This window comes from Kribbella sp. NBC_00662 (assembly GCF_041430295.1).
In the GTDB taxonomy this organism is placed as follows: Bacteria; Actinomycetota; Actinomycetes; order Propionibacteriales; family Kribbellaceae; genus Kribbella.
Genome location: NZ_CP109029.1, coordinates 3852844 through 3877040, shown reverse-complemented (window position 1 = coordinate 3877040; position 24197 = coordinate 3852844). Strand labels below are relative to the sequence as shown.

General features: G+C 67.7%; 26 protein-coding genes and 1 pseudogene. 8 read left to right on the top strand and 19 right to left on the bottom strand.

Going from position 1 to position 24197, the window contains the following annotated elements; translation table 11 throughout:
• Positions 1–7 precede the first annotated feature (7 nt).
• Positions 8–1006: a Gfo/Idh/MocA family oxidoreductase gene (locus OHA10_RS19495; protein ID WP_371407659.1), complete on the bottom strand. Its 999-nt coding sequence runs from the start codon at positions 1004–1006 to the stop codon at positions 8–10.
• Positions 1007–1132: 126 nt separating this feature from the next.
• On the opposite strand from OHA10_RS19495, the gene OHA10_RS19490 reads away from it, so the two are divergent.
• Positions 1133–1870 carry a GntR family transcriptional regulator gene (locus tag OHA10_RS19490; protein ID WP_371407658.1) on the top strand — a complete coding sequence of 246 codons (738 nt, stop codon included), beginning with the start codon at positions 1133–1135 and terminating at the stop codon, positions 1868–1870.
• A 1-nt stretch (position 1871) separates the two neighbouring features.
• Here the strand turns inward: OHA10_RS19490 and OHA10_RS19485 are convergent, their stop codons facing one another.
• The 7 genes from OHA10_RS19485 to OHA10_RS19455 form a co-directional block, all read right to left on the bottom strand.
• Positions 1872–6734 carry an NAD-glutamate dehydrogenase gene (locus OHA10_RS19485; RefSeq protein ID WP_371407657.1) on the bottom strand — a complete coding sequence of 1621 codons (4863 nt, stop codon included), beginning with the start codon at positions 6732–6734 and terminating at the stop codon, positions 1872–1874.
• 126 nt (positions 6735–6860) lie between these two features.
• Positions 6861–7082 (bottom strand): ferredoxin, encoded by a 222-nt coding sequence (locus tag OHA10_RS19480; RefSeq protein WP_371407656.1) that lies wholly within the window; start codon positions 7080–7082, stop codon positions 6861–6863.
• Positions 7079–8263: an NADH-ubiquinone oxidoreductase-F iron-sulfur binding region domain-containing protein gene (locus tag OHA10_RS19475; RefSeq protein WP_371407655.1), complete on the bottom strand. Its 1185-nt coding sequence runs from the start codon at positions 8261–8263 to the stop codon at positions 7079–7081. Before OHA10_RS19475 ends, OHA10_RS19480 begins: the two co-directional genes overlap by 4 nt.
• A complete protein-coding gene (locus OHA10_RS19470) occupies positions 8260–8811 on the bottom strand; it encodes a hypothetical protein (protein ID WP_371407654.1) in 552 nt (183 codons plus the stop codon). Before OHA10_RS19470 ends, OHA10_RS19475 begins: the two co-directional genes overlap by 4 nt.
• A complete protein-coding gene (locus OHA10_RS19465; RefSeq protein WP_371407653.1) occupies positions 8811–9719 on the bottom strand; it encodes an FAD:protein FMN transferase in 909 nt (302 codons plus the stop codon). The genes OHA10_RS19470 and OHA10_RS19465 overlap by 1 nt, the downstream gene beginning before the upstream one ends.
• On the bottom strand, positions 9716–9994 hold the full coding sequence (locus OHA10_RS19460) for a hypothetical protein (protein ID WP_371407652.1): 279 nt from the start codon (positions 9992–9994) through the stop codon (positions 9716–9718). The genes OHA10_RS19465 and OHA10_RS19460 overlap by 4 nt, the downstream gene beginning before the upstream one ends.
• Before the next feature lie 91 nt (positions 9995–10085).
• On the bottom strand, positions 10086–10571 hold the full coding sequence (locus OHA10_RS19455) for a MarR family winged helix-turn-helix transcriptional regulator (protein ID WP_371407651.1): 486 nt from the start codon (positions 10569–10571) through the stop codon (positions 10086–10088).
• A gap of 94 nt (positions 10572–10665) precedes the next feature.
• On the opposite strand from OHA10_RS19455, the gene OHA10_RS19450 reads away from it, so the two are divergent.
• Entirely contained in the window at positions 10666–11637 is a 972-nt protein-coding gene (locus OHA10_RS19450) for an NmrA/HSCARG family protein (RefSeq protein WP_371407650.1), read from the top strand.
• 232 nt (positions 11638–11869) lie between these two features.
• Here the strand turns inward: OHA10_RS19450 and OHA10_RS19445 are convergent, their stop codons facing one another.
• On the bottom strand, positions 11870–12259 hold the full coding sequence (locus OHA10_RS19445) for a hypothetical protein (RefSeq protein WP_371407649.1): 390 nt from the start codon (positions 12257–12259) through the stop codon (positions 11870–11872).
• Between OHA10_RS19445 and OHA10_RS19440 the strand changes: the two are divergent.
• Together OHA10_RS19440 and OHA10_RS19435 are read left to right on the top strand one after the other, a co-directional pair.
• A pseudogene (locus tag OHA10_RS19440) lies at positions 12140–12391 on the top strand (antitermination regulator); the annotation flags it as partial. The gene OHA10_RS19445 and the pseudogene OHA10_RS19440 sit on opposite strands and share 120 nt — an antisense overlap.
• A gap of 41 nt (positions 12392–12432) precedes the next feature.
• Positions 12433–12729, top strand: a complete 297-nt coding sequence (locus OHA10_RS19435; RefSeq protein ID WP_371407648.1) for an ANTAR domain-containing protein — start codon at positions 12433–12435, stop codon at positions 12727–12729.
• Positions 12730–14368: 1639 nt separating this feature from the next.
• Here OHA10_RS19435 and OHA10_RS19430 read toward each other — a convergent pair.
• Together OHA10_RS19430 and OHA10_RS19425 are read right to left on the bottom strand one after the other, a co-directional pair.
• Positions 14369–14770 carry an Hsp20/alpha crystallin family protein gene (locus OHA10_RS19430; protein WP_371407647.1) on the bottom strand — a complete coding sequence of 134 codons (402 nt, stop codon included), beginning with the start codon at positions 14768–14770 and terminating at the stop codon, positions 14369–14371.
• A gap of 111 nt (positions 14771–14881) precedes the next feature.
• Positions 14882–15637, bottom strand: a complete 756-nt coding sequence (locus tag OHA10_RS19425; RefSeq protein WP_371407646.1) for a hypothetical protein — start codon at positions 15635–15637, stop codon at positions 14882–14884.
• A gap of 139 nt (positions 15638–15776) precedes the next feature.
• On the opposite strand from OHA10_RS19425, the gene OHA10_RS19420 reads away from it, so the two are divergent.
• The 3 genes from OHA10_RS19420 to OHA10_RS19410 all read left to right on the top strand — a co-directional run bounded on the left by OHA10_RS19420 (position 15777) and on the right by OHA10_RS19410 (position 17789).
• Entirely contained in the window at positions 15777–16220 is a 444-nt protein-coding gene (locus tag OHA10_RS19420) for an Hsp20/alpha crystallin family protein (RefSeq protein WP_371407645.1), read from the top strand.
• 813 nt (positions 16221–17033) lie between these two features.
• Complete coding sequence (locus OHA10_RS19415) at positions 17034–17543, top strand: J domain-containing protein (RefSeq protein WP_371407644.1); 510 nt, start codon at positions 17034–17036, stop codon at positions 17541–17543.
• A 12-nt stretch (positions 17544–17555) separates the two neighbouring features.
• Positions 17556–17789: a hypothetical protein gene (locus tag OHA10_RS19410; protein ID WP_371407643.1), complete on the top strand. Its 234-nt coding sequence runs from the start codon at positions 17556–17558 to the stop codon at positions 17787–17789.
• Positions 17790–17836: 47 nt separating this feature from the next.
• Here the strand turns inward: OHA10_RS19410 and OHA10_RS19405 are convergent, their stop codons facing one another.
• The 4 genes from OHA10_RS19405 to OHA10_RS19390 are packed head-to-tail and all read right to left on the bottom strand — an operon-like array spanning position 17837 to position 20445.
• Complete coding sequence (locus OHA10_RS19405; protein WP_371407642.1) at positions 17837–18787, bottom strand: YihY/virulence factor BrkB family protein; 951 nt, start codon at positions 18785–18787, stop codon at positions 17837–17839.
• Positions 18787–19419 (bottom strand): DUF3618 domain-containing protein, encoded by a 633-nt coding sequence (locus OHA10_RS19400; protein WP_371407641.1) that lies wholly within the window; start codon positions 19417–19419, stop codon positions 18787–18789. Before OHA10_RS19400 ends, OHA10_RS19405 begins: the two co-directional genes overlap by 1 nt.
• Positions 19395–19820: a phage holin family protein gene (locus tag OHA10_RS19395; RefSeq protein WP_371407640.1), complete on the bottom strand. Its 426-nt coding sequence runs from the start codon at positions 19818–19820 to the stop codon at positions 19395–19397. Before OHA10_RS19395 ends, OHA10_RS19400 begins: the two co-directional genes overlap by 25 nt.
• Position 19821: 1 nt before the next feature.
• Positions 19822–20445, bottom strand: coding sequence for a hypothetical protein (locus OHA10_RS19390; protein ID WP_371407639.1), 624 nt, complete (start codon positions 20443–20445; stop codon positions 19822–19824).
• Between the two features lie 336 nt (positions 20446–20781).
• On the opposite strand from OHA10_RS19390, the gene OHA10_RS19385 reads away from it, so the two are divergent.
• Positions 20782–21393, top strand: coding sequence for a hemerythrin domain-containing protein (locus tag OHA10_RS19385; RefSeq protein WP_371407638.1), 612 nt, complete (start codon positions 20782–20784; stop codon positions 21391–21393).
• Between the two features lie 110 nt (positions 21394–21503).
• Here the strand turns inward: OHA10_RS19385 and OHA10_RS19380 are convergent, their stop codons facing one another.
• The 4 genes from OHA10_RS19380 to OHA10_RS19365 all read right to left on the bottom strand — a co-directional run bounded on the left by OHA10_RS19380 (position 21504) and on the right by OHA10_RS19365 (position 24098).
• Positions 21504–22187, bottom strand: coding sequence for a DUF6766 family protein (locus OHA10_RS19380; RefSeq protein WP_371407637.1), 684 nt, complete (start codon positions 22185–22187; stop codon positions 21504–21506).
• Between the two features lie 87 nt (positions 22188–22274).
• Positions 22275–22670 carry a hypothetical protein gene (locus tag OHA10_RS19375; protein ID WP_371407636.1) on the bottom strand — a complete coding sequence of 132 codons (396 nt, stop codon included), beginning with the start codon at positions 22668–22670 and terminating at the stop codon, positions 22275–22277.
• Positions 22667–22900, bottom strand: a complete 234-nt coding sequence (locus tag OHA10_RS19370; RefSeq protein ID WP_371407635.1) for a hypothetical protein — start codon at positions 22898–22900, stop codon at positions 22667–22669. The genes OHA10_RS19375 and OHA10_RS19370 overlap by 4 nt, the downstream gene beginning before the upstream one ends.
• A gap of 88 nt (positions 22901–22988) precedes the next feature.
• Positions 22989–24098, bottom strand: a complete 1110-nt coding sequence (locus OHA10_RS19365; protein ID WP_371407634.1) for a YbdK family carboxylate-amine ligase — start codon at positions 24096–24098, stop codon at positions 22989–22991.
• Between the last annotated feature and the right edge of the window lie 99 nt (positions 24099–24197).

Below are 24197 nucleotides of genomic sequence, written 5' to 3'. Positions count from 1 at the left end.
CCTTCACTCATGCGATCTCGTCCAACGGCACAACGCGATTCTCCCGGCGCGACAGTTCACACGCGTCGGCAATACGGAAGGCCTGATACGCGTCCCGGACCGTGCACGGCACCTCTCGCCGGCCCGCCACGACCTCCGTGAAGGCCGAAAGTTCAGCGATGTACGCCGGCCGGAAGCGATCCATGAACGTCGCGTGCGGCGGACCGCTCGGGAACGTCACACCCTCCTCGGCCGAACGCAACGCGGTGTGCTCGTCGAGCCCGACCGCGACCGAACCCAGGCTGCCGAGCACCTCCATCCGTACGTCGTGCCCGGCCGCGTTGTAGCGCGTGCCGCTGACCGCGACGAACGTGCCGTCGTCGAGCGTGAGCAGCGCAGCCGCCGCGTCCACGTCGCCGTACTCGCCGAAGAACGACTCGCCGCGGTTGGCGCCGGTCGCGAAGGCGCTGACCACCTCGCGTCCGGTGACGTACCGGATGATGTCGAAGTCGTGCACGGTGCAGTCGCGGAAGAACCCGCCGCTCGTCCGGATGTACTCAGCCGGCGGCGGGAACGCGTCGTTCGTGTTCGCCCGGATGTGGTGGACGAAGCCGAGCTCCCCGGACCGCACCTGCGCCGCGACCGTCTGGTACCCGCGGTCGAACCGGCGCTGGAAACCGATGTGCACCGGTACGCCGGCCCCCTCGACCAGCTCGACTACGCGCTTGGTCTCGGCCAGGTCGAGCGCCACCGGCTTCTCGCAGAACGTCGGGATGCCGGCCGCTACCCCCGCCGCGATCAGGTCCGCGTGCGCCGCCGTCGCCGCCGCGATCACGAAGCCGTCCGGACGGCTCGCCAGCAGCATGTCCACGTCCGGCGCGAACTCGAGACCGAGATCCTTCGCGACGAGCTCCGCCCGGCCGGGGTCCGCGTCGGCGACGACCACCTGATCCACCGCCGGCAACTCCTTGAGCGTCGCGGCGTGGAACGCCCCGATCCGCCCGACCCCGACCAACCCGATCCGCATCCCGGTCACCTCTCTGCTCGCCCAGCACGCCCCCGTCAGCTTTCCGGGAGGCGCCACCGGAGTCAAGCCTTTGTAAACACATTTTCACATCAAGACATACATACCTCGGTCATGTAACATCCGGCCATGGTCGCTCTCCCGGTCAGTATCGATCGGGCCAGTCCGGTGCCGCTCTACCACCAGCTGGCCGAGCAACTGACGTCCGCGATCACCGACGGCTCGCTCCGCCCGGGCGACCCGTTCGAGAACGAGATCGCGATGTCGGACCGGCTCGGCCTGTCCCGGCCGACCGTGCGCCGGGCGATCGCGGAGCTGGTCAACCAGGGCCTGCTGGTCCGCCGTCGCGGCATCGGCACCACGGTCGCCAGCCAGATGGTGCACCGCAAGGCCGAGCTGACCAGCCTGTACGACGACCTCGAGCGCGAGGGCCGCGCGCCGCGCACCGAGGTCCTGTCACTCGACTGCGAGGCACAGGACGACCGCGCCGCCACCATCCTCGAACTCCCGGCGGGTACGCCGCTGGTCTCGATCGTCCGGCTCCGCTACGCCGACGACGTACCGCTGGCGATCATGCGCAACTGGTTGCCTCCGGCCCTCAATGACCTGACCCTCGAACAACTCAACCACGAAGGCCTGTACGCCGTGCTCCGCGCCCGTGGCATCCGCCCGACGGTCGCGCGGCAGCGCATCGGCGCCCGCAACGCGACCGCCGACGAACGCCGCACCCTGCACATGTCCAAGGCCGAGCCCCTGGTCACGATGACCCGCTCCGCGTACGCCGCCGACGGCTCTCCCGTCGAGTACGGCAACCACTGCTACCGCGCCGACCACTACTCCGTCGACGTGGTGGTCTCCGAGCGCTGACCTACCCCTGGTTGGCGATCAGCGTCCGGACGAGCCGGAGGCCGACCGAGAGCTGGGCGAGTTCCGGGCCGTCGGTCTCGACGATCTCCTCGAGCATCGAGGAGGCGCGCGACAGGGCGACCGCGTTCTGGTCCTGCCAGGTGATGACCCGGTCCTCGGGGTCGGCCGAGGCGTCGGTGGTGGCCAGCACCTGGCGGGTCAGGCGGGAGTGGACCGCGTGCAGGTCGTCGCGAAGGGCGGCGCGGGCCATCGTCTGCCAGCGGTCGGTCCGCGGCAGGCCGATGATCCGCTCGAGGAAGCGGCCGAGTTGCAGCCGCTCGCCCAGCGCGAAGTGGACCTTGGCGACCTCGAGGATGTCGATGTCGTCGCGCGACGCGGTCTCGACGATGCCGAGTCCGGCGTACGCCGGCGGCAGCACCGCGATCCGGGTCGCGAAGTCGTCCGCAACGCCCTTCTGCACCAGGCTTTCCCGGCGCTGCTCGAACAGAGCCAGCTCACGACCCCGCAGTACGTCGGGCAACGCCGCGGTCAGCTTCGCGATCCCCGGTCCGAAGAACTCGATCAGCTCCTCGATGTCGACCGGAGGCCGCCGGTTGCTGACCAGCCAGCGCGTCGCGCGCTCGACCAGCGTCCGGGTCTCCAGCCGCATGTGCGTCTGGGTCTCGGCGGCGACGATGTTGTCCAGCTCGGAGTTGCGCGACAGCAGCTCGGGCTGCGAGAAGATCCGGCTGGCCGCGAGGTTCGCCCGGACGACGTCCTCGACCGTCCCGCCGGTCTCCAGCGAGAGCCGGTGGTACGCCGTGATGCCGGACGTGTTCACGAACTCGTTGACGACCTGCGTGGTGATGATCTCGCGCCGCAGCTGGTGGCTCTGGATCTGGTCGCCGAACCGCTCCTGGATCGCCTTCGGGAAGTAGCTGGCGAGCTTGTGCTTCAGGAACGGGTCGTCCGGCAGCGTCGTCTTGAGCAGCTCGGCTTCCATCACGATCTTGGTGTACGCGATCAGCACCGACAGCTCCGGCGAGGTCAGCCCGCGGCCCTCGGCCTTGCGCCGCTTGAACTCGGTCACGCTCGGCAGGAACTCCAGCTCCCGGTCGAGCAGGCCCTGACGCTCCAGCCGGCGGACCCAGTCCTGGTGCACATGCATCAGCGCCGCGGCCTGCGCGCCGGCGTTGGCGAGCGCGATGTTCTGCCGGTAGTTGCTCTTCAGCACCAGCGCGCCGACCTCGTCGGTCATCGAGGCGATGATGTCGTTGCGCTGCTTCTCGGTCAGGTCGCCGTCGGCAACGACCTTGTCGAGCAGGATCTTGATGTTGACCTCGTGGTCGGAGGTGTCCACGCCGGCCACGTTGTCGATGAAGTCGGTGTTGATCCGGCCGCCGGCCGCGGCGTACTCGATCCGGCCGAGCTGGGTGAAGCCGAGGTTGCCGCCTTCGCCGACCGCGCGGGCGCGCAGGTCGGAGCCGTTGATCCGGATCGCGTCGTTGGCCTTGTCGCCGACGTCGGCGTTCGACTCGCCCGACGATTTCACGTACGTGCCGATACCGCCGTTCCAGAACAGGTCGACCGGCGCCTTGAGGATCGCGTTCATCAGCTCGGCCGGGGTCAGCTTCGTCACCCCGGCGTCGATCCCGAGGACGTCGCGGACCTCCGCCGAGATCGGGATCGCCTTGTCGGTGCGCGGGAACACGCCGCCGCCGGCCGAGATCAGCGACGCGTCGTAGTCGGCCCACGACGACCGCGGCAGGTCGAACAGCCGCCGCCGCTCGACGAACGACGAGGCCGCGTCGGGCGCGGGGTCGAGGAAGATGTGCCGGTGGTCGAAGGCCGCGACCAGCCGGATGTGCTCGGACAGCAGCATCCCGTTGCCGAACACGTCACCGGACATGTCGCCGACGCCGACGACGGTGAAGTCCTCGGTCTGGCAGTCGTGACCCATCTCGCGGAAGTGCCGCTTGACCGACTCCCACGCGCCGCGCGCGGTGATACCCATCGCCTTGTGGTCGTACCCGACCGAGCCGCCGGACGCGAACGCGTCGCCCAGCCAGAACCCGTACTCCTTCGCGACCCCGTTCGCGATGTCCGAGAACGTCGCGGTGCCCTTGTCCGCGGCAACGACCAGGTAGGCGTCGTCACCGTCGTACCGGACCACGTCGCGCGGCGGAACGATGTCACCGGCAACGATGTTGTCGGTGATGTCCAGCAGCCCGGAGATGAAGGTCTTGTACGACGCGATGCCCTCGGCCAGCCACGCGTCCCGGTCGACGGACGGGTCCGGCAGCTGCTTGGCGTAGAACCCGCCCTTCGCGCCGACCGGCACGATCACCGAGTTCTTCACCATCTGCGCCTTGACCAGGCCGAGCACCTCAGTGCGGAAGTCCTCGCGCCGGTCCGACCAGCGCAGACCGCCGCGGGCGACCGCGCCGAACCGCAGGTGCACACCTTCGACCTGCGGCGAGTACACGAAGATCTCGTACGCCGGCCGCGGCTGCGGCAGGTCCGGGATCGCCTTCGGCTCCAGCTTGAGCGACAGGTACGACCGCTGTTGCCCGTCGGGACCCGGCTGGAAGTAGTTGGTCCGGAGCGTCGCCTTCATCACGGTCAGGTACGACCGCAGGATCCGGTCCTCGTCCAGGCTCTGCACGGTGTCCAGCGTGGCCAGGATCTCCTTCTCCAGCTGGTCCACCCGCATGATCCGGTCCGGGTCGTCGGCCGGACCGCGCGCCGGGTCGAAGCTGGTCTCGAACAGCTGCACCAGCAGACCCGCGACGTCCACATGGTTCAGGAAGGTGTTCTGGATGTAGTCCTGGCTGAACGGCGTACCGCCCTGGCGGATGTAGCGCTGGTACGCGCGCAGGATCGACACCTGCCGCCAGCTGAGGTTACCGCGCAGCACCAGCGCGTTCAGCTTGTCGGACTCGGCCCGGCCCTCCCAGACCGCCTGGAACGTGTCGGAGAACAGCCTCCGCAGCTCCTCGCGCTCCTGGGTGTCCTCGGGCACCTTGAGGCCGAAGTCGTAGATGTAGGCCATCGTGCCGTCTTCGCAGCGGATCTCGTACGGCCGCTCGTCGATCACCTCGACGCCCATGGCGCTCAGGTGCGGTAGCACCTGCGACAGTGACAACGCCGTACCTCGCCGGAAGACCTTGAAGCGGCGCTCGCCTTCCCACTCCTCCTCGATCGGGCTGTACAGCGACATGGCCAGCCCGTCCTCGGCCGGCAGGCTCTCCAGGACGTGGACGTCGTTGACCGCTACGCGCGCGTCGAAGTCCTCCTTGTACGCCTCCGGGAACGCCTGCGCGTACCGGCGGGACAGCTTGGTGACCGCACCGTCGCCGCCCTGCGCGTGCAGCGCGGCGGTGAAGTCGTCGGCCCACGCCCGGGTCGCGTCGATCACCTGCTGCTCGAGCAGGTCCGCGTCGTACTCCCCGACCGTCTCGCCCTGCTTCATCCGGACCACGAAGTGCACGCGGGCCAGCACCGACTCGGTGACATACGCGGCATATGTGACGGTCTCGGCGCCGATCGCGTCCTTGAGGATCTGCTGCATCTTCAGCCGGACCGCAGTGGTGTAGCGGTCACGCGGCAGGTACACCAGGCAGGACAGGTAGCGGTTGTAGACGTCACGCCGTACGAACAGCTTGACCGCGCGCCGCTCCTGCAGGTGCAGCACCGACTGGACGATCGGCAGCAGGTCCTCCACCGGGGCCTGCAGCAGCTCGTCGCGCGGGTACGTCTCCAGTACGTCCAGCAGGCCCTTGCCGCTGTGGCTGTTCGGGTCGAAGCCGGTCAGGCGGAACAACTCCAGCGCCTTGCGCCGCAGTACGGGCACCTGCATGACGCTCTCGGTGTACGCCGTCGACGAGAGCAGGCCGATGAACCGGCACTCACGGACCGGCTCGCCGTTCTTGTCGAACTGCTTGATGCCGACGTAGTCGAGGTAGGTCGACCGGTGCACGGTGGAGCGCGAGTTCGCCTTGGTCAGGATCAGCAGCTTCCGCTCCTGCGCCTTGGCACTCACCTCCGGCGGCAGCTTGCCGGAGCCCGGCTTGGGGTCCGGCCGGAGGATGCCCAGGCCAGTCCCGGGACGGCCGCGCAGGATGCCCTGCCGACCCTCCATGGTGAAGTCGTACTCGCGGTAGCCGAGGAAGGTGAAGTGCTCGTCGGCCAGCCACTCCAGCAGCTCGCGGGCCTCCTCCACCTCACTCTCGGAGACCGGCAGCTCGTCGGCCTTCAGACCGGCGGCGATGCTGACCGCCTTCTCGTGCATCTTCGGCCAGTCCTCGACCGCCTCGCGGACATCGTTCAGCACCTTCTGCAGTGCCTGCTCGAGCTCGCGGTGCTCGGCGACGTCCGCGATCCGCTCGATCTCCAGGTGCATCCAGCTCTCGCGGACCAGGTCGTGCCCGTCCGCGGCCGCGCTGTCGTCCAGGACCTCCTGCAGCGTGCCGGCGACATCACGGCGTACGACGAACTGCGGGTGGATCAGCAGCTGGAGCTCGAGGTTGTGCTCGGTGATCGCCATCGAGGCGCTGTCGACCAGGAACGGCATGTCGTCGATGACGATCTCGACCACGGTCCGCCCGCTCGCGGACCAGCCGTGCTCGTCGACGGTCGGGGTGAAGACGTGCACCTTCGCCGTACCCTGCGGGCGGCTCATCGCGGACTTGTAGTGGTGCCGCGCGGCGCCCAGGCAGTCGTTCGGCTGGCGCTCGGCGACGTCCTCGGCGGCGACGTGCCGGTAGTACTGGTCGAGGAACGTCCTCAGCTTGCCCGGGTCGACGAGTTTGTCGTGCCCATGGGTGCCCGCGGCCACCGCCTTGGCGAGCACATCTGCCTTCTGGACGTCCAGCTTGCTCTGCATTCCCCACCGTCTCCACACGTCACGTCGGCGTCGTTCCCGCCGGACCGCACGACATTGTGCGGTCACTCAGAGATTAGTCCACCTTTGTCACTGGTGTGGTGTCGGGACGGGCCTGTCACCTGCTCGCTACGGCGTGGAGCCGCCCGGTCCGACCTCGTTGGCAAGGCGCAGTGCGAGAGCGGGACAGGCGAGGACTGCGCGGCGTGCATCCGGCAGTTCACCGGCGGTGATTTCGCGGCCGCGCAGCACCGGGAATCCCCACTCGTCGAGCAGGATGTCGTCCGGCGCCAGACCTGCGCAGAGACCGTGCCCGTCGCACCTGGTCCAGTCGATCTCGAGCTTGTTCATCGGGTACCTCCCAGGACTCCCAGAACCGGTCGGCCGCACCCCTGTCCGGAGAGGTGATGCTGTACGTCGTCGTCGAACACCTCGAGCGCGGACGTGAGGAATCTCGCAGTACCGTCCGGGTGCGCGCAGGCTCCTCGCCCCGGAACCAGTCCGAGGTGGCGGTGGGCGTCATGCCACCCCTGCGGATCGCCGATCGTCAGCCTGGCGAAGTCGTCGACCAGAGCGGCGAGGCCGAAGACACAGGGCCCGCACTGCCCGGCTGATTGACTGGACAGCCACTGGGTGACACGAGTGATCTCACCGAGCGGGCAGGTGTCGGACCCGAGCGCCAGGATGATCCCGGCGGACGCCTCCGGCCGCTGCAACGTCACGCCTTCGGTCTGCGGCAGCCAGCGGCCGTGATAGCCGCCAAGTAGTACCGGTCCGGCTTGCGCGCCGGCGTACTGCAGGACGGTGTCGAGCGGGACACCGGTCGGTGTCTCGATCACTCCGGGCCGCCGTACGGCGCCGTCGATCGTCAGCAGCTGAGTACCGGGCTCACTGATCAGACCGGTGCTGCTGAATCCGCGGGACCCGAGTCGCGCCAGTACGGCGAGCTGGGCGAACGTCTCGACGTTCGAGAGGAACGTCGGACGCCGGTGATACCCCTTCCGCGTCGGCAGCACTCTCCGACCAGGCGGCACCGCCGTACCTCCCTCGAGCGCGCTCAGCACCGCACGGGCCTCCCCCGCGACGAACCGCCCCGGAGTCTCCTGTACTTCGATCGCGAGCCGATCGTCACGCTCCATCAGCGCCTCACGAACCGAGGTGACTGCTCTTGCGTCATGTACGGCGATCAGTACGTGCGGAGCACCCAGTGCGTGCGCCAGACCGACCGCGCCGTCCAGGACGAGGTGCGGTGATTGCGTCAGGAGCAGGCGGTCCTTGCGGCTGACCGGCTCGCTCTCCGAGCCGTTGACCACGACGGCCTCCACTCCGCGAGCTGGGAGGTCCTGCAGCTTCAGTGCGACCGGGAACGCTGCTCCACCACGTCCTCTGAGTCCCACTGCTTCAGACAGCCGTGTGTAGTCGTCGCGGGTGAGCACGGGCAAGCTGCCATGAGTCAGCAGATGACGCTGCAGATCCAGGCGGCCCTGGTCGAGTCCCGCGAGGACTCTGGCCTCACCGATGACCCGGATCATTGGGTCCTCCAGGCACTGCTGACCTTCGGGGCGGCGTTCAGTCGGTACACGCCCGCAGTCGCAACCACGGCCAGGCAGCCGATCGTGATCGCCAGCATCCACGGCGTACTGCGGTCCGTGCCGGCCAGCAATGCGTGTCCGATGGACAGCAGCCAGCCGGCCGACGCCGCGATGTGGAGCTTCCGCCAGTACTTCGTGAACGTCGCGGACGCAGCCAACCGGCCACGGGACGCTCCGACGAGTGACGCCAGTACCAGGCTGTAAAGCGCCAGGACGCCGACCGCCATCGCGAACGGTCGATAGCCGGAGGCGAACGGCCACACCAGAACGGTTGGGCTGATCGCCACGTAGCTGTCGGCGATGACTGAGACGACATGCGTCGTCAGCAGGACCAGTCCGGTCACCGCGGCGGAGCGGTGCACGTATTGCAGCCAGAACCGGCGTTCCGGCCGGCGGACGTTCGGCATGACCATGCCGAGTGCGGCCGACAGCGTGAACATCACCATCGCGACCACGCCGGCGGCGCGGGCCAGGTACCACAGTGTCATCAGGCAGCCCTGCTTGCTGCCGGCCAGCCCGACAGTTCGGTGACCTCACCGTCCTCGGCCACCAGCCTGGCCGGGTGACCGGCCAGCTTCAGTCGACCGAGCGCGGCGTCCCCGGTGGCGACAAGCGCAGTACTGAAGGTGTTGGCACGTACTGCGGTCGGAGCCCAGACGGACGCGGTCCGGTACTGACCTTCCGCGGGCAGTCCGGTGCGCGGGTCGATGACGTGATGCGCGTAGCCGGTCGGGGTCTGCCAACGCCGTACCGTGCGGGTCGACGTAGTCAGTCCGCCATGGGCCAGCGTGACGAGGACGCCCTTCTCGCCGGCGCGCTCGGCGACAGTTATTACCCACGGCTTGGTCGGCGTACCAGCGGCTCGGAGGTCACCGCCGATCTCTACGAGCACGGCACAGCCGTAGCGCTTGCTGATGACGTTCGCGGCACGGTCGGCGGTCCAGGCCTTGGCAGTCGCACCAAGGTCGAGAGCGCAGTCCGTCGGTACGCCGAGCAGGGCGAGCTTGCGATTGAGGCGGACCTCCTGCCAGCCCACGACCGGCTTCGGGCCATCAAGTGGCTGCGGGAAGCGACGCCGTACGGTCTCGATGTCGGCGTCGTACCCGGCCGCGATCACCGCCGGGCCGACGGTCGGGTCGACGGCGCCGCCGCTCATCTGGGCCGCGACCAGGCTGACGTCGACGAGATCGACGAGCAGACGGGACACCGGTACGAGTGCACCGGCGCGACTGTTCACGGCCGACAGCTCCGAGTCCGGCCGGAAGCGGCTGGCGGCCTTGTCGACCCGGTCCATCAGCGTCTTGAGCTCACCACAGGCCGCGCCCAGTACGGCGGGGTCGTCGACGGTCAGCCGGACCGTACAACTCCACGCGGTCCAGGTCCGGGAGGCGGTCATGATCCGTTGCTCCCACCTTGCGAGGTCGAGCCGGAGCTGGACGAGCCGAGCCCGCTGCTCGAGTTGCTGTCACCGGAGCCGGTGCTGTTCGTGCTCGAGTCGTCGGAGCTGCTCGGGGTCGCCGTCGTACCGGTGTTGTCGCTGTTCTTCGACGACGCGACCGCGACCGCGATCCCGGTCGCGCCGACACCGAGGACGGCGGTGGCTGTCGCGGCCGCGGACGCCCGGCGCAACCAGCGCCGGCGGATGGACTGGGGTTTGCCTGTGGTGACCATGACATCAGCCTCCGCCGAGGCCCCTCAGCCGCACTCCAAGAGAAGATCAAGCCACCGTCAAGTCTTGCTGAAAGCTCTCTGAGAGCACCTCTCAGGAGCGGTCCTCCAGCGGGCAGTCGGTGTCGCAGTGCTTGCCGATCGTCGCGACGACCTCGTCCGACACCTCGCCCAGGACCGTCATCCGGTCGGGGCCGAACACATCGACGAAGAACTCCCGGACCCGGGCCGCATGCGCCGGCGCGCACTCCTTGATCGCAGCCAGCCCCGCCTCGGTGATGACGATCTCCGGGTAGCGCGACTCGCAGGCCTCCTTGCGGATCAGGCCGCGCTTCTCCATCCGGGTCAGGTGGTGGGACAGCCGGCTCTTCTCCCACTGGGTCGACCGGCTCAGCTCGAACGCGCGCATCCGGCCGGACTCCGACTCGGACAGGTTGACCAGGATCTCGAAGTCCGACTTGGACAGGCCGAAGTCCCGCTGGAGGTGCCGCTCCAGGTGCGTCTCCAGCGTCCGGGTCATCAGCAGATAGCTGCGCCACGCCTTCTGCTCGTCGTCGTCGAGCCACGGTTCCTTGCTCACGAATCCATCCTACCCGCTCGGGTTGACACATCAACCAAACGAGCTACGATCGGTCGAGTTGACACATCAACCCAACTCTCAGGGAGTGACTGATATGACCAAGCTGATCGCTGTCGTCGGCGCCACCGGGAACCAGGGCGGCGGTCTGGTCCGCGCGATCCTGGCCGACACGTCCGGCGAGTACGCCGTCCGCGCGTTGACGCGGAACCCGTCGTCCGCGAAAGGCCAGGAGCTCGCTGCCGCGGGCGCCGAGGTGGTCGCGGCCGACCTCGACGACGAGGCGAGCGTGCGGGCCGCGTTCGACGGCGTGTACGGCGCGTTCGTGGTGACGAACTACTGGGTCGAGCGGAGCCCGGAGGAAGAGGCCGCCCGCACCCGCGCCGAGATGGAGCTCGCCCAGGCCGAGATCGCCGCCCGGGCCGCCCGCGATGCCGGCGTCAAGCACGTGGTCTGGTCGACGCTCGAGGACACCAGGACGTTCTTCGCCGGGCGCGACGACGTACCGAGTCTGGACGACGGCCGCTACAAGGTCCCGCACTTCGACGCGAAGGGCGAGGCCGACGAGATCTTCACGAAGTACGGCGTACCGACGACGTTCCTGCGGACCACGTTCTACTTCGACGCGTTCATCGACGGCCTGCCGCCCGCGCGCAACGCCGACGGCAAGCTGACCATCACGATCCCGATGGCCGACCGGCCGCTGTCCGGCGTTGCCGCCGAAGACATCGGCCGCACCGCCTTCGCGATCCTCAAGCACCCCGACCTGATCGGCGAGACCATCAGCATCGCCGGCGACCACCTCACCGGCGACCAGTACGCCGCCGCCCTGTCCGAAGCCCTCGGCGAACAGGTCCTCTACCACGCCCCGAGCTGGGAAGAGTTCCGCGAATACCCGTTCCCGATGGCCGTCGAGATGTCCAACATGTTCCAGTTCTACGCCGAGGACCACAAACGCTTCACCGGCGACCGCGATGTCGCCAAGGTCCGCGAACTCAACCCCGAGCTCGAGTCCTTCGCGGACTGGCTCGACAAGCACCGCGAAGAGCTCAAGGCCTCCCAGAACTAACGAACCCACGGCTCCACAACGGCGGCCCGAGGAGTGCATCCCGGGCCGCCGCACATCCGACCGATCCACACTCATCAACTCGCGTCAATCACCGCCATTTCGCTGCACCTCACGGAGCAGTGACGGAGCAGGAAGCCATCACCGACGAGCCGGAGGCCCGCGAATTGGCGTCCGATCTCGACGTCTGCATCCGCGACAACGGCGAATGGCCGGCCGTGTCCGGCTCACGCTACTAACCGATTGGCGCGGCTCGCCCACCGAACGTGTCAACCTGATCGGCTGACACGGGTTCGGCTGGGGCTGGGTGCGTTTTGGGCGCCGGTTTGGGAAGATCCCGGATATGGATCGCGACAGCCAGGCCATGGCTCGCGCGTGAACAAGCCCAGAGGAGCCCGAGGTGTCCGCGATCGATCTGGCTGGAGGTGACGCCGCCGAGCGGTTCGCCCGGCTGGCGATCGAGCTGCACGATTCCGATGGTGTGGAGGAGACCGTCCAGGCGGTGGTGGACTTCGCGCTGCAGGCGCTGGACTGTTCGCACGCCGGCGTCGCCTTGAGTGTCGCGCGGGGCGATCTGGAGATCCCGGCCGTCACCGATCCGGTCGTCGCCGAGATCTACCAGCATCAAGTCGACGGCGGAAAAGGCCCTCTGACCGAGTCGATGCGTGACCACTCGATTGTGCTGGTCCGCGACACGACCACCGACGAGCGCTGGCCCGAATGGGCCGCCAAAGTCGTCGGGCTCGGCGTGCGCAGCGTCCTCGACGTACCGCTCACCACGCAGCGGGAACGGTCGGCGTGCTGGGCCTGTACTCGGTCCACCCGGACGCATTCGGACCTGACGAGGAGGCAGTCGCACAGATCCTCGCCCGACACGCCTCGGTCGCCGTCGCCAGCGCCCGGCACGAGGTCAACCTCGCGAACGCTGTCGACGCCCGCAAACTGGTCGGGCAGGCGATGGGCATCCTCATGGAACGCTACGACCTCGACAGCGACCGCGCCTTCGCGATCCTGCGCCGCTACTCCCAAGACACCAACACCAAACTCCGCGACGTCGCAGCCCAGCTGATCCAGACCCGCAAGCTGCCCCACTGACCACGGCCGTGTAACACCGAAGCCCCCAGCGCGATGTGACTAGTGAAGCGCCGGTGTGACTTTGGTGGGCGCCGGCGGTGTCAGGGGACCCCGATCGCGCGCGAGGTCAGGGTTTCCAGGTTCCGGGAGTTCAGACCAGCAGCCCCGGAACCGACCACCGCCGCGCGGAGCGGTCACGCGCGCTGATTGCTACAACGCGCGTGACCTGAGCAGCCAGCTCTCCCGCGCGGGCTTCCGGCCACCTCCGCGCCCTGTTCCCACGACAGGCTCCCTTATTCCACCGCCGTTCACTCCCAGGGAGTCCGGACCTCGAATCATGACCACGAGCCGCCAGCCAGCGGCGTTCGCCGCCGACCTCCACCTGTCGCGCCGGCGCCAGCCGCAACTGAGCAACCGGAGATGGACCGTTGTTGCACGAGCACGCGATGTCCAAGGACGACGGCGGAGGAAGCGGACGATGCCGGAGGCAACATCGAGCCGCGATAACGACCAGGATCGAACCGACGAGCAGGGCCGGCAGCCGCGTGAGCTTGCCGAGGGCAACGCACCGGCGGGTGTGATGAGTGTGAAACTCGGGAAGCCCCAGTCGTTGTCGTACCCGCTGACGACTTTGACGTGGTGGTTGTGGACGCGGGTAAGTTCGGCGTCGTAGATGCTGGGCGGCGTCGGCGTACGCGGCGTTGATGGTCTCGACGTCGACGGCTCGGTCAACGGTGACGTTGGGCTCGACCAATGAACCGACAGGGACCGGGACACGAAGTGCTTAGCCCTCGAGCCGATCCGACCGTGATCGTCGCCCTCGGAGCCTGACGCGACCACCTGCCACGGGTCACCACGCGCAACCACCCGGAACCCCGAACCAGTGACACTGGCGGCCGTGAAGGATGAAGCTTGCTAGACGCAACATTTTGGGCCGGTGGCAGGAAGTGCTGGTCGCCGTCCACACCCGGCCGCGACCTTCCGCGACGCGGGGGCGCGCCGCGTTCCTGGCCGGCGCCCAGGGATTGCCTGACCGCTACTGGTCGGGCTTCTATATAGGGCGAAGGCCCCGGCCGGAGGAGGGGTGGGGGGCCCGGCCGGGACCTTCAGTTTGTGTGGCCTACGTACGTGGCGTAGACGTCAGCCGTAATGCCGACTGCGGCATTCGTCTGCTCGCACTGCAGTTCGTCGCCGCAGACTGCCAGTCGTCGGGCGAGCCGGGGTCTGGAGCTTCGCGAGCGTTGCGAGGGTCGGCCTTGTGCGGTCTCGTCGATGTGAATCGCGAAGTGCGGTGACGCCGCGACTCGATTCGTCACAGCCACAAGGGTCCGGGCAAACCACAGCGTCGGTTCCGATCTCGACCCCGGTATGCACCTCGACGCGGGATCGCATAGTGATAGAACCGAAGACGCTCAGCGAGCTGCTGAGGCTGGATATCGCCGGCATCACCACGGTAACCCCGCGTGGCCAGGTAGGGAATCACTGCGTTCCGATCCACTGTGCAACTGCGACGTCGCCGCACGGACCGGCACTCAGCAGTTGATCACGACCGAATCGGTTCGGTGTGGGGCGTTCCTGCCGGTGATGCGCCGATCGTTGGCGGTGCGAGGTGGTTCCTCGGCTTATGAGAGTTGCCTGACCAGCACCACGCGGCAGCGGGTCAACTGGCGGGTTTGCTGTCGCGGAGGTTGGCCGTGATCTGTTCACCGGCGACCTCGCCGGGCAGGGGGACGGTGTGGTGGAACTGCCCGACGCGGCGGGTCTGTTGACGCACGAAGCCTCTACGTTCGCGTTGTTTCACTTCGCCGTGCACGGTCAGCTCGCGGTCGTTCCAGGCCAACGTGATGTCGTCGCGGGCGACCCCGGGCAGGTCGATCTCGACGATGTAGGCGTCGTCGGTCTCCTCGATGTCGACCGGGAAAGGCGACCATCCGGATCGGTCAGCGGTCATGCCGAACGTGCGCATCATCTGGTCCATTCGCCGCCAGATGTCCTCGAGACTCGCGAACGGATCAGTCGGCAGCCACCGCACCGGCTCCCCGCTGTGGTGATTCCTCCTCACCTCTCGTTACAGCGTTGCTCTCGGCTTTCTGCGTTGTCTTCAGATGTCTTCAGGGGTCGTTGTTCGAGGTGGCGACCCGGGTTGTGTTGATCCGTGCTGCTCGGAGCGTGGCTATTGGGGTCGTGCTGTGTGTTCGGTTCGTAGCTGGTCGGTGGTCGTGCTGATGTCGGAGACCTGTCCGGCCAGTCGCGGGTGGCTGTCCTCGAGCTTGGCGCCGGCCTCGGCCAAGGGCGCCAGCAGGGTTGCGGTGTCGGTGTCGCCGAGGGCGTGCAGGAGCCGGTCGGCGGCTTCCTGGGTGCTCGGGTCGAGGCCATCCAGTGCAGTGATCTGGGCGGCGAGCCGACGCAGCATCGCTGCGTTGTCGCGGGCCCACTGGGTGACCGCGCGGTCGCCGGCGCGTCGGTCGCGGGCAGCCTGGACGCGTTGTTCGCCGGTCATGCCGTCGGGTTCGGTGGCGTGCGGGTTGAGTCGCAGGTAGCGCCGTTCGGCGGCCTGGCGGCTGGCCACTCCGAGGGCGGGGGCGATCACGGTCCAGCTCGCGCCGCGGTCGCGGGCCGCACCGATGAGCAGCGGTTCCCAGGCTGCGAGCTGGTCCTGCACGACCCGCAGCTCGGCCAGTGCGGCGAGCACGTCGCTCGAGCTGACCGTTTCCAGGCCGTCCCGGACCTGCCCCGCGGCTGCGGGTGCGAGTTGCCGGACGGTCTGCTCAACGGCAGCGAACGCCGCGCGTGCAGCAGCCTGCGTCGGCCCGATACTGTCCCCGGTGTCGTGCCCGGCAGTGTCCCCGGCGGCGCCCCCGACCTGGCCAGCCGTTCGGTCCTCAGTCGTGTCATGGGTTCTGTTGCCAGGTGTGGCATCGGCTGCCATCCGTCACCTCGCTGTCTACATATCGGACATGTCAGCGGTTCGATGACGCAGGCTTCTTGTCATCGTTTCGATGACATGCTATATCGGAGATGCGTGTTGACACCACCAGGAAGTCGAGACCTGAGGAGGTGCAGGGACGATGTTGATACGCACGGACCCGTTCCGGGACTTCGATCGGCTGGCGCAGCAGTTCTTCGGAAGCCAGTCGCCGGGAACCTGGTCACATCCGACGGCCATGCCGATGGACGCATACCGCGACGGCGATCAGTACGTGGTGGCGCTCGATCTACCGGGGATTTCGCCGGACGCGATCGACCTGGACGTAGAGCGCAACGTGCTCACCGTGAAGGCCGAGCGCCGGCCGCTCGAGCTCGCCGACCGCGTGGAGATGCAGGTCGCCGAGCGTCCGCTCGGGGTGTTTTCGCGGCAGTTGTTCCTGGGCGACACTCTGGACGCCGAGCGGATCGAGGCGAGTTACGAGGCCGGCGTACTGACGTTGAAGATCCCGATCGCCGAGCAGGCCAAGCCGCGCAAGATCGCGATCGCGAACGCCGGCAGCGACCGCAAGCAGATCGACGCCTGACGCCTCGGCGCGCGCCGTGGCGCGCCGACCGGCGGGCTCGACAGGGACATGTTGTCGATGGGGTGAGATCGATGACCGCGATCCAACAGCAGACACTCGACGAGGCCGAGGTGTTCGTCGACCTCGCACTCAGCGACGACGACTGGGTGCGGGCCGAGTTCGACGCCCTGATCGCCGACTGCTGGGAGTCGCCGTGCGAACCGCCCCTCGACAAGCCTTGTCCACCCGCCGGTGGATGGGCGGCGGGGCCACCGTCCAGGCGGCCTCGCCGGCCCACGAAACCACCACGTGTGACCTCGCCGACGACCCGACCGCACGGCCGAGGACGCGACCCTCCGCATCGACCCAGCAACTGTTGCACCAGCTGACGTCGCGGCTGACGTCGCGGCTGATGTCGCGGCTGATGTCGCAGCTACTGAACATGTTGGACCGAGCACCGAGGAGGTGAGGGGTTCCCACAAATCAAGGAAGTTCTTGACCCGGTGATGCGGCCGCCCGCCTCCGTTCACACCTCGAACCGGCAACGACCCCCATTTCGAGCCGGCTGTCCTTCCTAGGACGACAAACTCCAGGCGCGGGCCGCCGCATCACCCCGGTCGGCCAATCGATCGACGTCCCGGTCCTCGCACAGGTGGTGATCGCGATGACGGCAACGAACTCACGAACCGCATCGAAGGGTCTCGCAGTCATCCAGCGGCTGGTAGGCGTGCCGCAGCCACCTGACGGGGTCACGGACCGACTCCAACAGCCCCCGGTACGCACCTCCACGCATGATCGACCGCGATCGACATTCGCCTTCAGGAGATCCCAGCCATGACCACGCACGTCGCCGACCCGTACGCGACCCTCGGGGTGGCCACCGAGGCCTCGGACGACGATCTCGACCACGCCTTCAGAGTCCTCGTCCGCCGACTCCACCCCGACACGCGCTCGCCGCGCACACCAGCCACCTCAGTTACGTCGGTCACGTCAGCCGCGGCAGCCGAGCCAGCCCGGTCCGAAGGAGCGGACGACGACGCCGATCAGCGCCTGCAGGAGATCCTCAACGCCTACGCCACCTTGCGCGACCCTATCCGCCGCGCCGCCTACGACCGTGCCCGGACCAGACCGGTCACCGCAGCCACGCCTGCCGTGTGGCCTGCGTTCCCCGCGACACGCGCACCCGACACACTTCAGCGGCCCGCGCCAACCCGGGTCGGCCCGGCGCTCCGGGTCGGGCCCGTGCATTGGGAACCGCCGCAGACCACAGCAGACTCGGCAGCAGACTCGGCAGCAGACTCGGCAGCAGACTCGGCCGACAATGTGGCCGGTCAGGGCCGTTGAGACGGAGCCACCATGCCACTGTTTGAAGACGTCGAGACGTACTGCGAGAACGGGATCTGGAAATCTCGCTGGCGCAACAGCCCCGAACCATTCGCCGCCGGGGGCGGCAAGAACCGCCAAATCAGCCAAGGCGCAACCGTGGCGCAGTGGCACGGCGTCGACCACATCATCATCAACCCCGACGGCACCATCGCCGAACACAACTCCTACCGCTACCTACGCGGACACAGCCCCAGTCCCGCCTGAGGGTGCCACCCCCACACCAGAGCTTTCGTCTCTCCCACACATGCCAGCTACTTCGGGAGTGTGTCCGCCTTGACCGCATTTCGCTCGCCCAGAGGACGCGGCTGTCCCTTCGTGGTGTCCCGCGCGGTCTGCTGCTCGGCTTCGGCGTTGATCTCGGCTCCGAGCAGTACGGCGTACGCGGTCAACCACAGCCACAGCATCAAGACCACCACCGCTGCCAGGCTGCCGTATGTCTTCGCGTAATTGCCGAACGTCGCGACATAGAGCGAGAAACCGATCGACGCGACCAGCCAGATGAGCGTGGCGACGACGGCGCCGATCGAGACCCAACGGATGCGTGCCGCGTCGCGATCCGGCCCGAGCCGGTAGGTGACCGCAAGCGCCACCGAGATCAGCACGACGGCGAGCACCAGCCGTACCACCACCAGCAGGATCCGGACCGGTTGTGCGACCTGGTCCCCGATCGCGGCGCCCGCCGTGAACAACGCGATCGCGAGCAGAACGAAGACGATCGCGCCCAGCGTCATGCCCAGAGCCAGGAGCTTGCGATGGATGAACCCGCGCGTCTCTTCCTCGTCGTACGCGAGGTTGACCGCGGTCAGCAGGTACCCGACGCCTCCTGACGCGCTCCACACAGCGACGACCACGGCGATCGCGACGCCGATCCCCAACCCCTGCCGCGGCGCCGACGTCAGAGCGTCCAGCTGCTGGAGCAGCAGATCCCGCCCTGACGCCGGCATGGCGGCCGTCAGATCTTCGACCTGGCTGCGGATCCGCGCCGGATCCGCAACCAGCCCGTAGGCCAGCACACCGGCGACAATGGCAGGAAACACCGAGAGGAACCCGAAGAACGCGACGCCGGCCGCGAGCAACGGAACCTGGTCGGCCTTGGCCTCGGCCCAGGCTCGCCGGATCACCTGCCACCAACCGGATGCCGGGATCTCCGTCGGCTTCTCGGCATCCACACCCGGAAGGTCCGGTCGTCGTTCGCCGTTCATCAGCTCGAGGAACCGGCCTGCCGGACGTTGTCCGCCGAATCCTTCGCGTCGCCGGCGACCTGCTGGGCCTGTGAGCGGGTTTCGTCGGCCACCTCGGCCGCTGCCTCGGTCGCGGACTGCTTGAGGTTCTCGACCGCTTCCTGCGCCGGCTCCTGGAGGTTGTCCTTCACGTCGTGGGCCACCTGAGCGGCCTGCTCTTTCACCGGGCCAGCAGCCTGCATCGCCAGGTCCTTGGTGTCCTCGGCGAGGGCCCGTTCCCGCGTCGACGCCGGAACCGCAGCCGCGGCGACCCATCCGGCCGCGAACGCGACCAGGCCGGCCGCGAGCGGCGTACCGCGCGTCCGCGACCGAGCCATGCCGGGGGCTGAACCGACCGCTTCACCGACCTTGCTGCCGGCCTCCTGCACGCTCGACACCGCCGAACCCGCCGTATCGCTCACGGATCCGCCCATCGACTCGGCCGAGCCCATCACCTGCTCCTTCAACCGATGAACACCACTCCGGGCCCGATCGACCCGCCGCCCGACCACCCGACCCGGGCTGACCTTCTCGGTCAAAGCGTCCACATCGCGGCCCACATCACGCCGCGTCTGCTCGATGTCGCGCTTCAGCTCTTCCGGGTCTTCAGCCATTTCGCGTCCTCCTTGAGTGATTCGACCGTCTGGTCAGGTTTCGGATTGACTTCCTGCAACTCCCTGCGTCCCGACATCGCCAAGACCACCGCCACGACCGCCCAAACGACCGCGACGATCAACGCCGCCCAGATCAGATCCATGACCTCGTCAAGAGCCCACATCACCGTCAAAGACAGAAAAAGAGCGACCATCCAGCCCGCGAACGCCGCACCGCCGAGCATCCCGGCGCCCTTGCCGGCCTTCTTCGCCTCCGCCTGGAGCTCCGCCTTGGCCAGCGCGAGCTCCTGGCGGGTCAGTTGGCCCAGATCGGTGGTCAGTTGGGAGACCAGCTGACCCACCGACTCATCCATCGACAGCCGCTGCGGACTGCTGCCGGGGGGTGATCCGTCCAAGGTCATGTCACCACTCCGTTCCCGGCGCGCGCGGCGGCGTGACCGGCGTACCCATCGGCGCCGCGGGCGGCGGGACCAGATACTCGTCGGAGACTGGCTCTGACACTCCGTTGCCACCCGGCGATCCGTTGTACGGCGATCCGTTGCCGGTCGGCGTACCGCTGCTGGTCGTCCCGCTGGTGCCGCCTGCTGCCATGGCGCGGGTGAGGCGACCGGCAACGACACCGGCCGCGGCGGCGATCAGCAGGAACGTGCCCGGCTTGCGGCGCGCGAACCCGCGGACCTCGTCCAGGAGGTCGGCCGGTTCGTGCTGCTGCAGGAAATCCGCGGCCTGATCGGTGAGGTCGGCGCCCTGGCGTGCGAGTTGAGCGCCCAGACCTGATTGGCCGTGCTCGGCCATACCGCGCAGCTCGTCGCTCACCGACCGAAGACCAGTAGCGGCACGATCCTTCTGCTGACTCGCTTGCCCGGCAAGTTCCTGTCGGGTCTGGCTCGCCAGCCGCCGGGTCTCCGTACGGACGTCCGACGTCACGTCCGACACCTTCTCCTTGACCGTTCCCGCGACCTCGCGAGCGGCGTCGGCCGAGGTCTCTTTGAGCTGCCCGGCTTCGTTCCGGGCGGTCTCGGCCACCCCATCCGTGGGTAGGTTCTCTGCACTCGACCGTTGATTCGTCGTATACGACATGTGACAGCTCCTTCCAGGAGCAATTAACTGACGTCACGAGACACCACGCCCCACCCGCCGTACGACGACGGCGGCACCCAAAGACGGTAGGGACGGCCCGGTCTGGCCGGTAGGCGCAACATTCCTGCCTCGCAACAAGGACTTACCGAAATGGCACACTGCCGTACCACCACGAAGATCAACCGACCGGTACCCCGCCGCCAAACACGCGAACCTCGAAAACTCCATGCACTGCAGGCGAATCGGCCCGTGGACCGCGCGATTTTCTTGTCGTAGCAGTGCATGCGAGTCGGGTACTGGCAGGGCATCACCGCACAGTTGGAGAGGACAAACGGGATGCCCGGCGATGTTGTTGATCTGATCATGCAGGACCACCGCGAGGTCGAGCGGCTGTTCGACGAACTCAAGGAGAATCCGGAGAAGCGGCCGAACCTGCTGCCGGTGCTGACCACCTTGCTGACCGCCCACAGCCGGGCCGAGGAAGCCGAGGTCTATCCGGTCGCCGCATCCGAAGCCGGCGAGAAGGACGAGGTGTCGCACAGCCAGCAGGAACACATCGAGGCCGACCAGCTGCTCGCGAAACTCGCCGAGACCGACCCGACCTCGGCCGCGTTCGACAAGGCACTACAGAACCTGATCGACGCCGTCTCGCACCACGTCGAGGAAGAAGAGACCAAGGTCCTGCCCGGAATGCGGTCCAACCTGTCCGACGAACGCCGTACCCAGCTCGGCGAAGCCTTCATTGCCAGCCGCAAGCAACACCTCGGCGAACAACCCGGCGACATCACCCGCGACCAACTCGCCCAGCAGGCGAGCAACGCCGACATCTCGGGCACTTCCGGGCTGACCAAGGATCAACTGCAGCACAAGGTGCAGAAGGAAGCAGAACTCTGACAGGAACCCGGGAGGAGGGGTTGGTCATGTCTGTCGGCGGCGTAGACACCTACTACGACTACGACGAACACCGGTGGAAACTCCGCCGCCTCGGGGGCAGCCCCGGTTCGTCAACCCTCGATGCCGGTGGCGTCGTGTGGGGTGCCGACCGGCTTGCTTTCCGGGGATCCGCGTTGACGTAGGTAGATGCTGAAGACGGCCATCGATCCGACGGCAAGCAGCTCCGACTGCCAGTTCTGCAGGCTGCGACTCCAGAAGTCGGCCGAGCCCACGTACGACAGCCATGACTGCGGATCTTGCAGCTGCTTGAGCCGTTGCTCGTTGTACGCCGACCAGCCCGCTACCGACTGCACCAGCCAGCAGGCCAGGAAGATCGATCCCATCACGAGACCGAGCGACGAGGAATAGACTCTGGTCCGCAAGCCGCCGACCCTCGCCCAGCGTGGCGAGTCGGGTCCGGCGTACGCCCCGACCTTCTGGTCCTCGTCGGACTCCCGGCCGGCCTGATCGAGCGGCTTGGACTCCGGGGAACCGCGTTGGACCAGCCAGACGGTCAAGACGATGTAGAGCAGGAACTGCAGGTACTCGCTCTGCCAGTTCTCGGTGACGTCCACCGCGAAGTCCGCGGAGGTGACATACCGGCCGAAAGAAATCGTCGCGAGACCGTCCGCGACCTGACCGTTGTTGAACTCCGCAAGACCTGCGAATGCCTGACCGACCAAGGCTCCCAGGAACAGCACTCCGAAGACGAGGCTGAGAGAATTGGTGCGTACGAAGCCACGCACCCGGGTCATCGGTTGATCACCCCCAGGGTGAGGAAGTACGCCAGGCCGACGAGGACCACGGCCAGGTAGACGATGAACATTACGCGCATCGGTCGTTCACCCCTTGACCTTGCAGTCATAAGGCAGTTGATCCTGCGAGGTACAGGCCGCGGCGACGATCTTCCAGCCGTCCCCGAACTCCGCCAGGAATGCTGTGTCACCGTGCATCCGCGCGTACGCCTCAGTGCCGTACTTCCGCAGTTCGACCACGCTGCCTGCCGCGGGGATGTCCTGGTCCAGGATTGCTGCAGAACACGATGCCTGCGCCGACTGTTCCACCTCGTGGCGCGTTTGCGGCGCCAACAACCCGCACGCCGCGGCCGCGTCGTGGACTGCGATGGCGTGGTAGAACCGATCCGCAGCTGCAGCAGATGCCTCGGGCAACTTCGAGCCGCAGGAGCTGACTGCAAGTACGATCGCGCCGATCACTACACCGACAAACCACGGTCTCATATCTGAACAGGTTCCCAACCCGATGCGCCGTGACGCGTCAGGACGTCACCTTTGCGGGGCGGTTGCGTGCGCGATCCTGAACTCAGACAACACTCACAGCCCTGACACTCGTGCGGCGACATCACGTTCGACTCGGCCAGCGTGACGGCCGGGACATCCGCGACGTACCGGCCGTAGCTGTCGTCGAGTCCGAGCCAGCGCATCGTCGTCCGGAACAGCTCGGAATGCATCCGCTCCGGGCGATCGACCGGAGCTGGACCGCGACCGGCTCGCCGGCGCGACTCAGATCCGCTTCTATCAGGACGGCCCGATCCTCGTTCATGCGGTGAAGACCTCCGCCAGCCATGGGACCGCGCGCTTGGGACCCAGGGCTCGAAGCGTCTCCACGAGAGGGTGTTCGATCATCGCTCGTACCTCGTCCAGACCGTCCCTCGCGTATGGCTCGGCGATGTCCACGAGCTCCTGAATGCAGCTCCGGGTGGGCAGGGATTCACCGGTCCGCAGGTCGAGGAGCTGTCCCCCGACGCCGTCGCGAAGCGCAGACCACCGGTTCTCCGCGATCCTCCATGTCGGAGCGGGTGGAAGGAGATCGCCGAGACGATGGAGGTCGGCGAGCCCGGCCGCGAGCGCGTGTACGAACCGGGCAATAGCGCTGGTCTGTTCCACGGTTGGCTGTACGTCGAGGACCCGCAGCTCGAGCGTGCCGTATCCGACGTGGGGTCGAAGCTCCCACCACCACTCCGACGCGTCAGCCACGGCACCTCCGCGGACAGCCCAGGCCAGGTCGTCGGCGTACTGCTCCCACGAGGCGATGATCGGCGGCACACCCTGTCTAGGCAGCTGGGAGGCGATCACCGGACGCGCCGAACACAACCCGGTGTCACGTCCCGCAGCGAACGGCGAGGCCGCGGCCAATGCAGCCAATTCCGGCAGCCGATCCCGCAGCGCGTGGTACACGCCTAGCGTGCAGTCGGCGTCACCGAAGGCCAGGTGCACCTGCAACGAGGAGACCAACTGCCGACCGATCACCTCGCGGTAGCGCGTCCCGAGCCCAGCGGCCCGCGCAGTGCCCGACAGCCCGGTGGGTCCGTCGACGAGGGGGTGGACCGGCGCCGCGATCGCGGTGACGTCCTGATCGCAGACATCAGCGACGAGCAGGCGGCAACTGCGGAGTTCCTCAACCGCGTCAGCCACTTCAACGTGCACGGACGTCGCAATCTCCAGCTGGCAGGCCGGCAGCTCACGCTTCACCCGTGAGTCCCCGGCTCCCGCAACCACTGCGCCGGCATCTGCGGGCAGCCAACTATCCCGACGTACCACCAGCAGCTCTTCCTCGAGCCCCACCGTCCCCGCCGCTGTACCGGAGAACAACGCGCGAAGGTGACCGGCGTCAGGCGTCGCCGTGGCGGGGGACTTGGCATTGGTCACGCGATCCTGTTACCTCCCGTGCGCAAGCCAACCCTCGACCAGTCGCATAGACGCATGGACGAATACGGCGTGGGTACCCGGATCGGACGCAGACGGGGT

Excerpts from the sequence above, each read along its gene's own strand:
- OHA10_RS19495 (WP_371407659.1), bottom strand. The coding sequence starts at position 1,006 with ATGCGGATCGGGTTGGTCGGGGTCGGGCGGATCGGGGCGTTCCACGCC.
- OHA10_RS19490 (WP_371407658.1), top strand. The coding sequence starts at position 1,133 with ATGGTCGCTCTCCCGGTCAGTATCGATCGGGCCAGTCCGGTGCCGCTC.
- OHA10_RS19485 (WP_371407657.1), bottom strand. The coding sequence starts at position 6,734 with ATGCAGAGCAAGCTGGACGTCCAGAAGGCAGATGTGCTCGCCAAGGCG.
- OHA10_RS19480 (WP_371407656.1), bottom strand. The coding sequence starts at position 7,082 with ATGAACAAGCTCGAGATCGACTGGACCAGGTGCGACGGGCACGGTCTC.
- OHA10_RS19475 (WP_371407655.1), bottom strand. The coding sequence starts at position 8,263 with ATGATCCGGGTCATCGGTGAGGCCAGAGTCCTCGCGGGACTCGACCAG.
- OHA10_RS19470 (WP_371407654.1), bottom strand. The coding sequence starts at position 8,811 with ATGACACTGTGGTACCTGGCCCGCGCCGCCGGCGTGGTCGCGATGGTG.
- OHA10_RS19465 (WP_371407653.1), bottom strand. The coding sequence starts at position 9,719 with ATGACCGCCTCCCGGACCTGGACCGCGTGGAGTTGTACGGTCCGGCTG.
- OHA10_RS19460 (WP_371407652.1), bottom strand. The coding sequence starts at position 9,994 with ATGGTCACCACAGGCAAACCCCAGTCCATCCGCCGGCGCTGGTTGCGC.
- OHA10_RS19450 (WP_371407650.1), top strand. The coding sequence starts at position 10,666 with ATGACCAAGCTGATCGCTGTCGTCGGCGCCACCGGGAACCAGGGCGGC.
- OHA10_RS19445 (WP_371407649.1), bottom strand. The coding sequence starts at position 12,259 with ATGCTGGTAGATCTCGGCGACGACCGGATCGGTGACGGCCGGGATCTC.
- OHA10_RS19425 (WP_371407646.1), bottom strand. The coding sequence starts at position 15,637 with ATGGCAGCCGATGCCACACCTGGCAACAGAACCCATGACACGACTGAG.
- OHA10_RS19420 (WP_371407645.1), top strand. The coding sequence starts at position 15,777 with ATGTTGATACGCACGGACCCGTTCCGGGACTTCGATCGGCTGGCGCAG.
- OHA10_RS19415 (WP_371407644.1), top strand. The coding sequence starts at position 17,034 with ATGACCACGCACGTCGCCGACCCGTACGCGACCCTCGGGGTGGCCACC.
- OHA10_RS19410 (WP_371407643.1), top strand. The coding sequence starts at position 17,556 with ATGCCACTGTTTGAAGACGTCGAGACGTACTGCGAGAACGGGATCTGG.
- OHA10_RS19405 (WP_371407642.1), bottom strand. The coding sequence starts at position 18,787 with ATGAACGGCGAACGACGACCGGACCTTCCGGGTGTGGATGCCGAGAAG.
- OHA10_RS19400 (WP_371407641.1), bottom strand. The coding sequence starts at position 19,419 with ATGGCTGAAGACCCGGAAGAGCTGAAGCGCGACATCGAGCAGACGCGG.
- OHA10_RS19395 (WP_371407640.1), bottom strand. The coding sequence starts at position 19,820 with ATGACCTTGGACGGATCACCCCCCGGCAGCAGTCCGCAGCGGCTGTCG.
- OHA10_RS19385 (WP_371407638.1), top strand. The coding sequence starts at position 20,782 with ATGCGAGTCGGGTACTGGCAGGGCATCACCGCACAGTTGGAGAGGACA.
- OHA10_RS19380 (WP_371407637.1), bottom strand. The coding sequence starts at position 22,187 with ATGACCCGGGTGCGTGGCTTCGTACGCACCAATTCTCTCAGCCTCGTC.
- OHA10_RS19375 (WP_371407636.1), bottom strand. The coding sequence starts at position 22,670 with ATGAGACCGTGGTTTGTCGGTGTAGTGATCGGCGCGATCGTACTTGCA.
- OHA10_RS19370 (WP_371407635.1), bottom strand. The coding sequence starts at position 22,900 with ATGCATTCCGAGCTGTTCCGGACGACGATGCGCTGGCTCGGACTCGAC.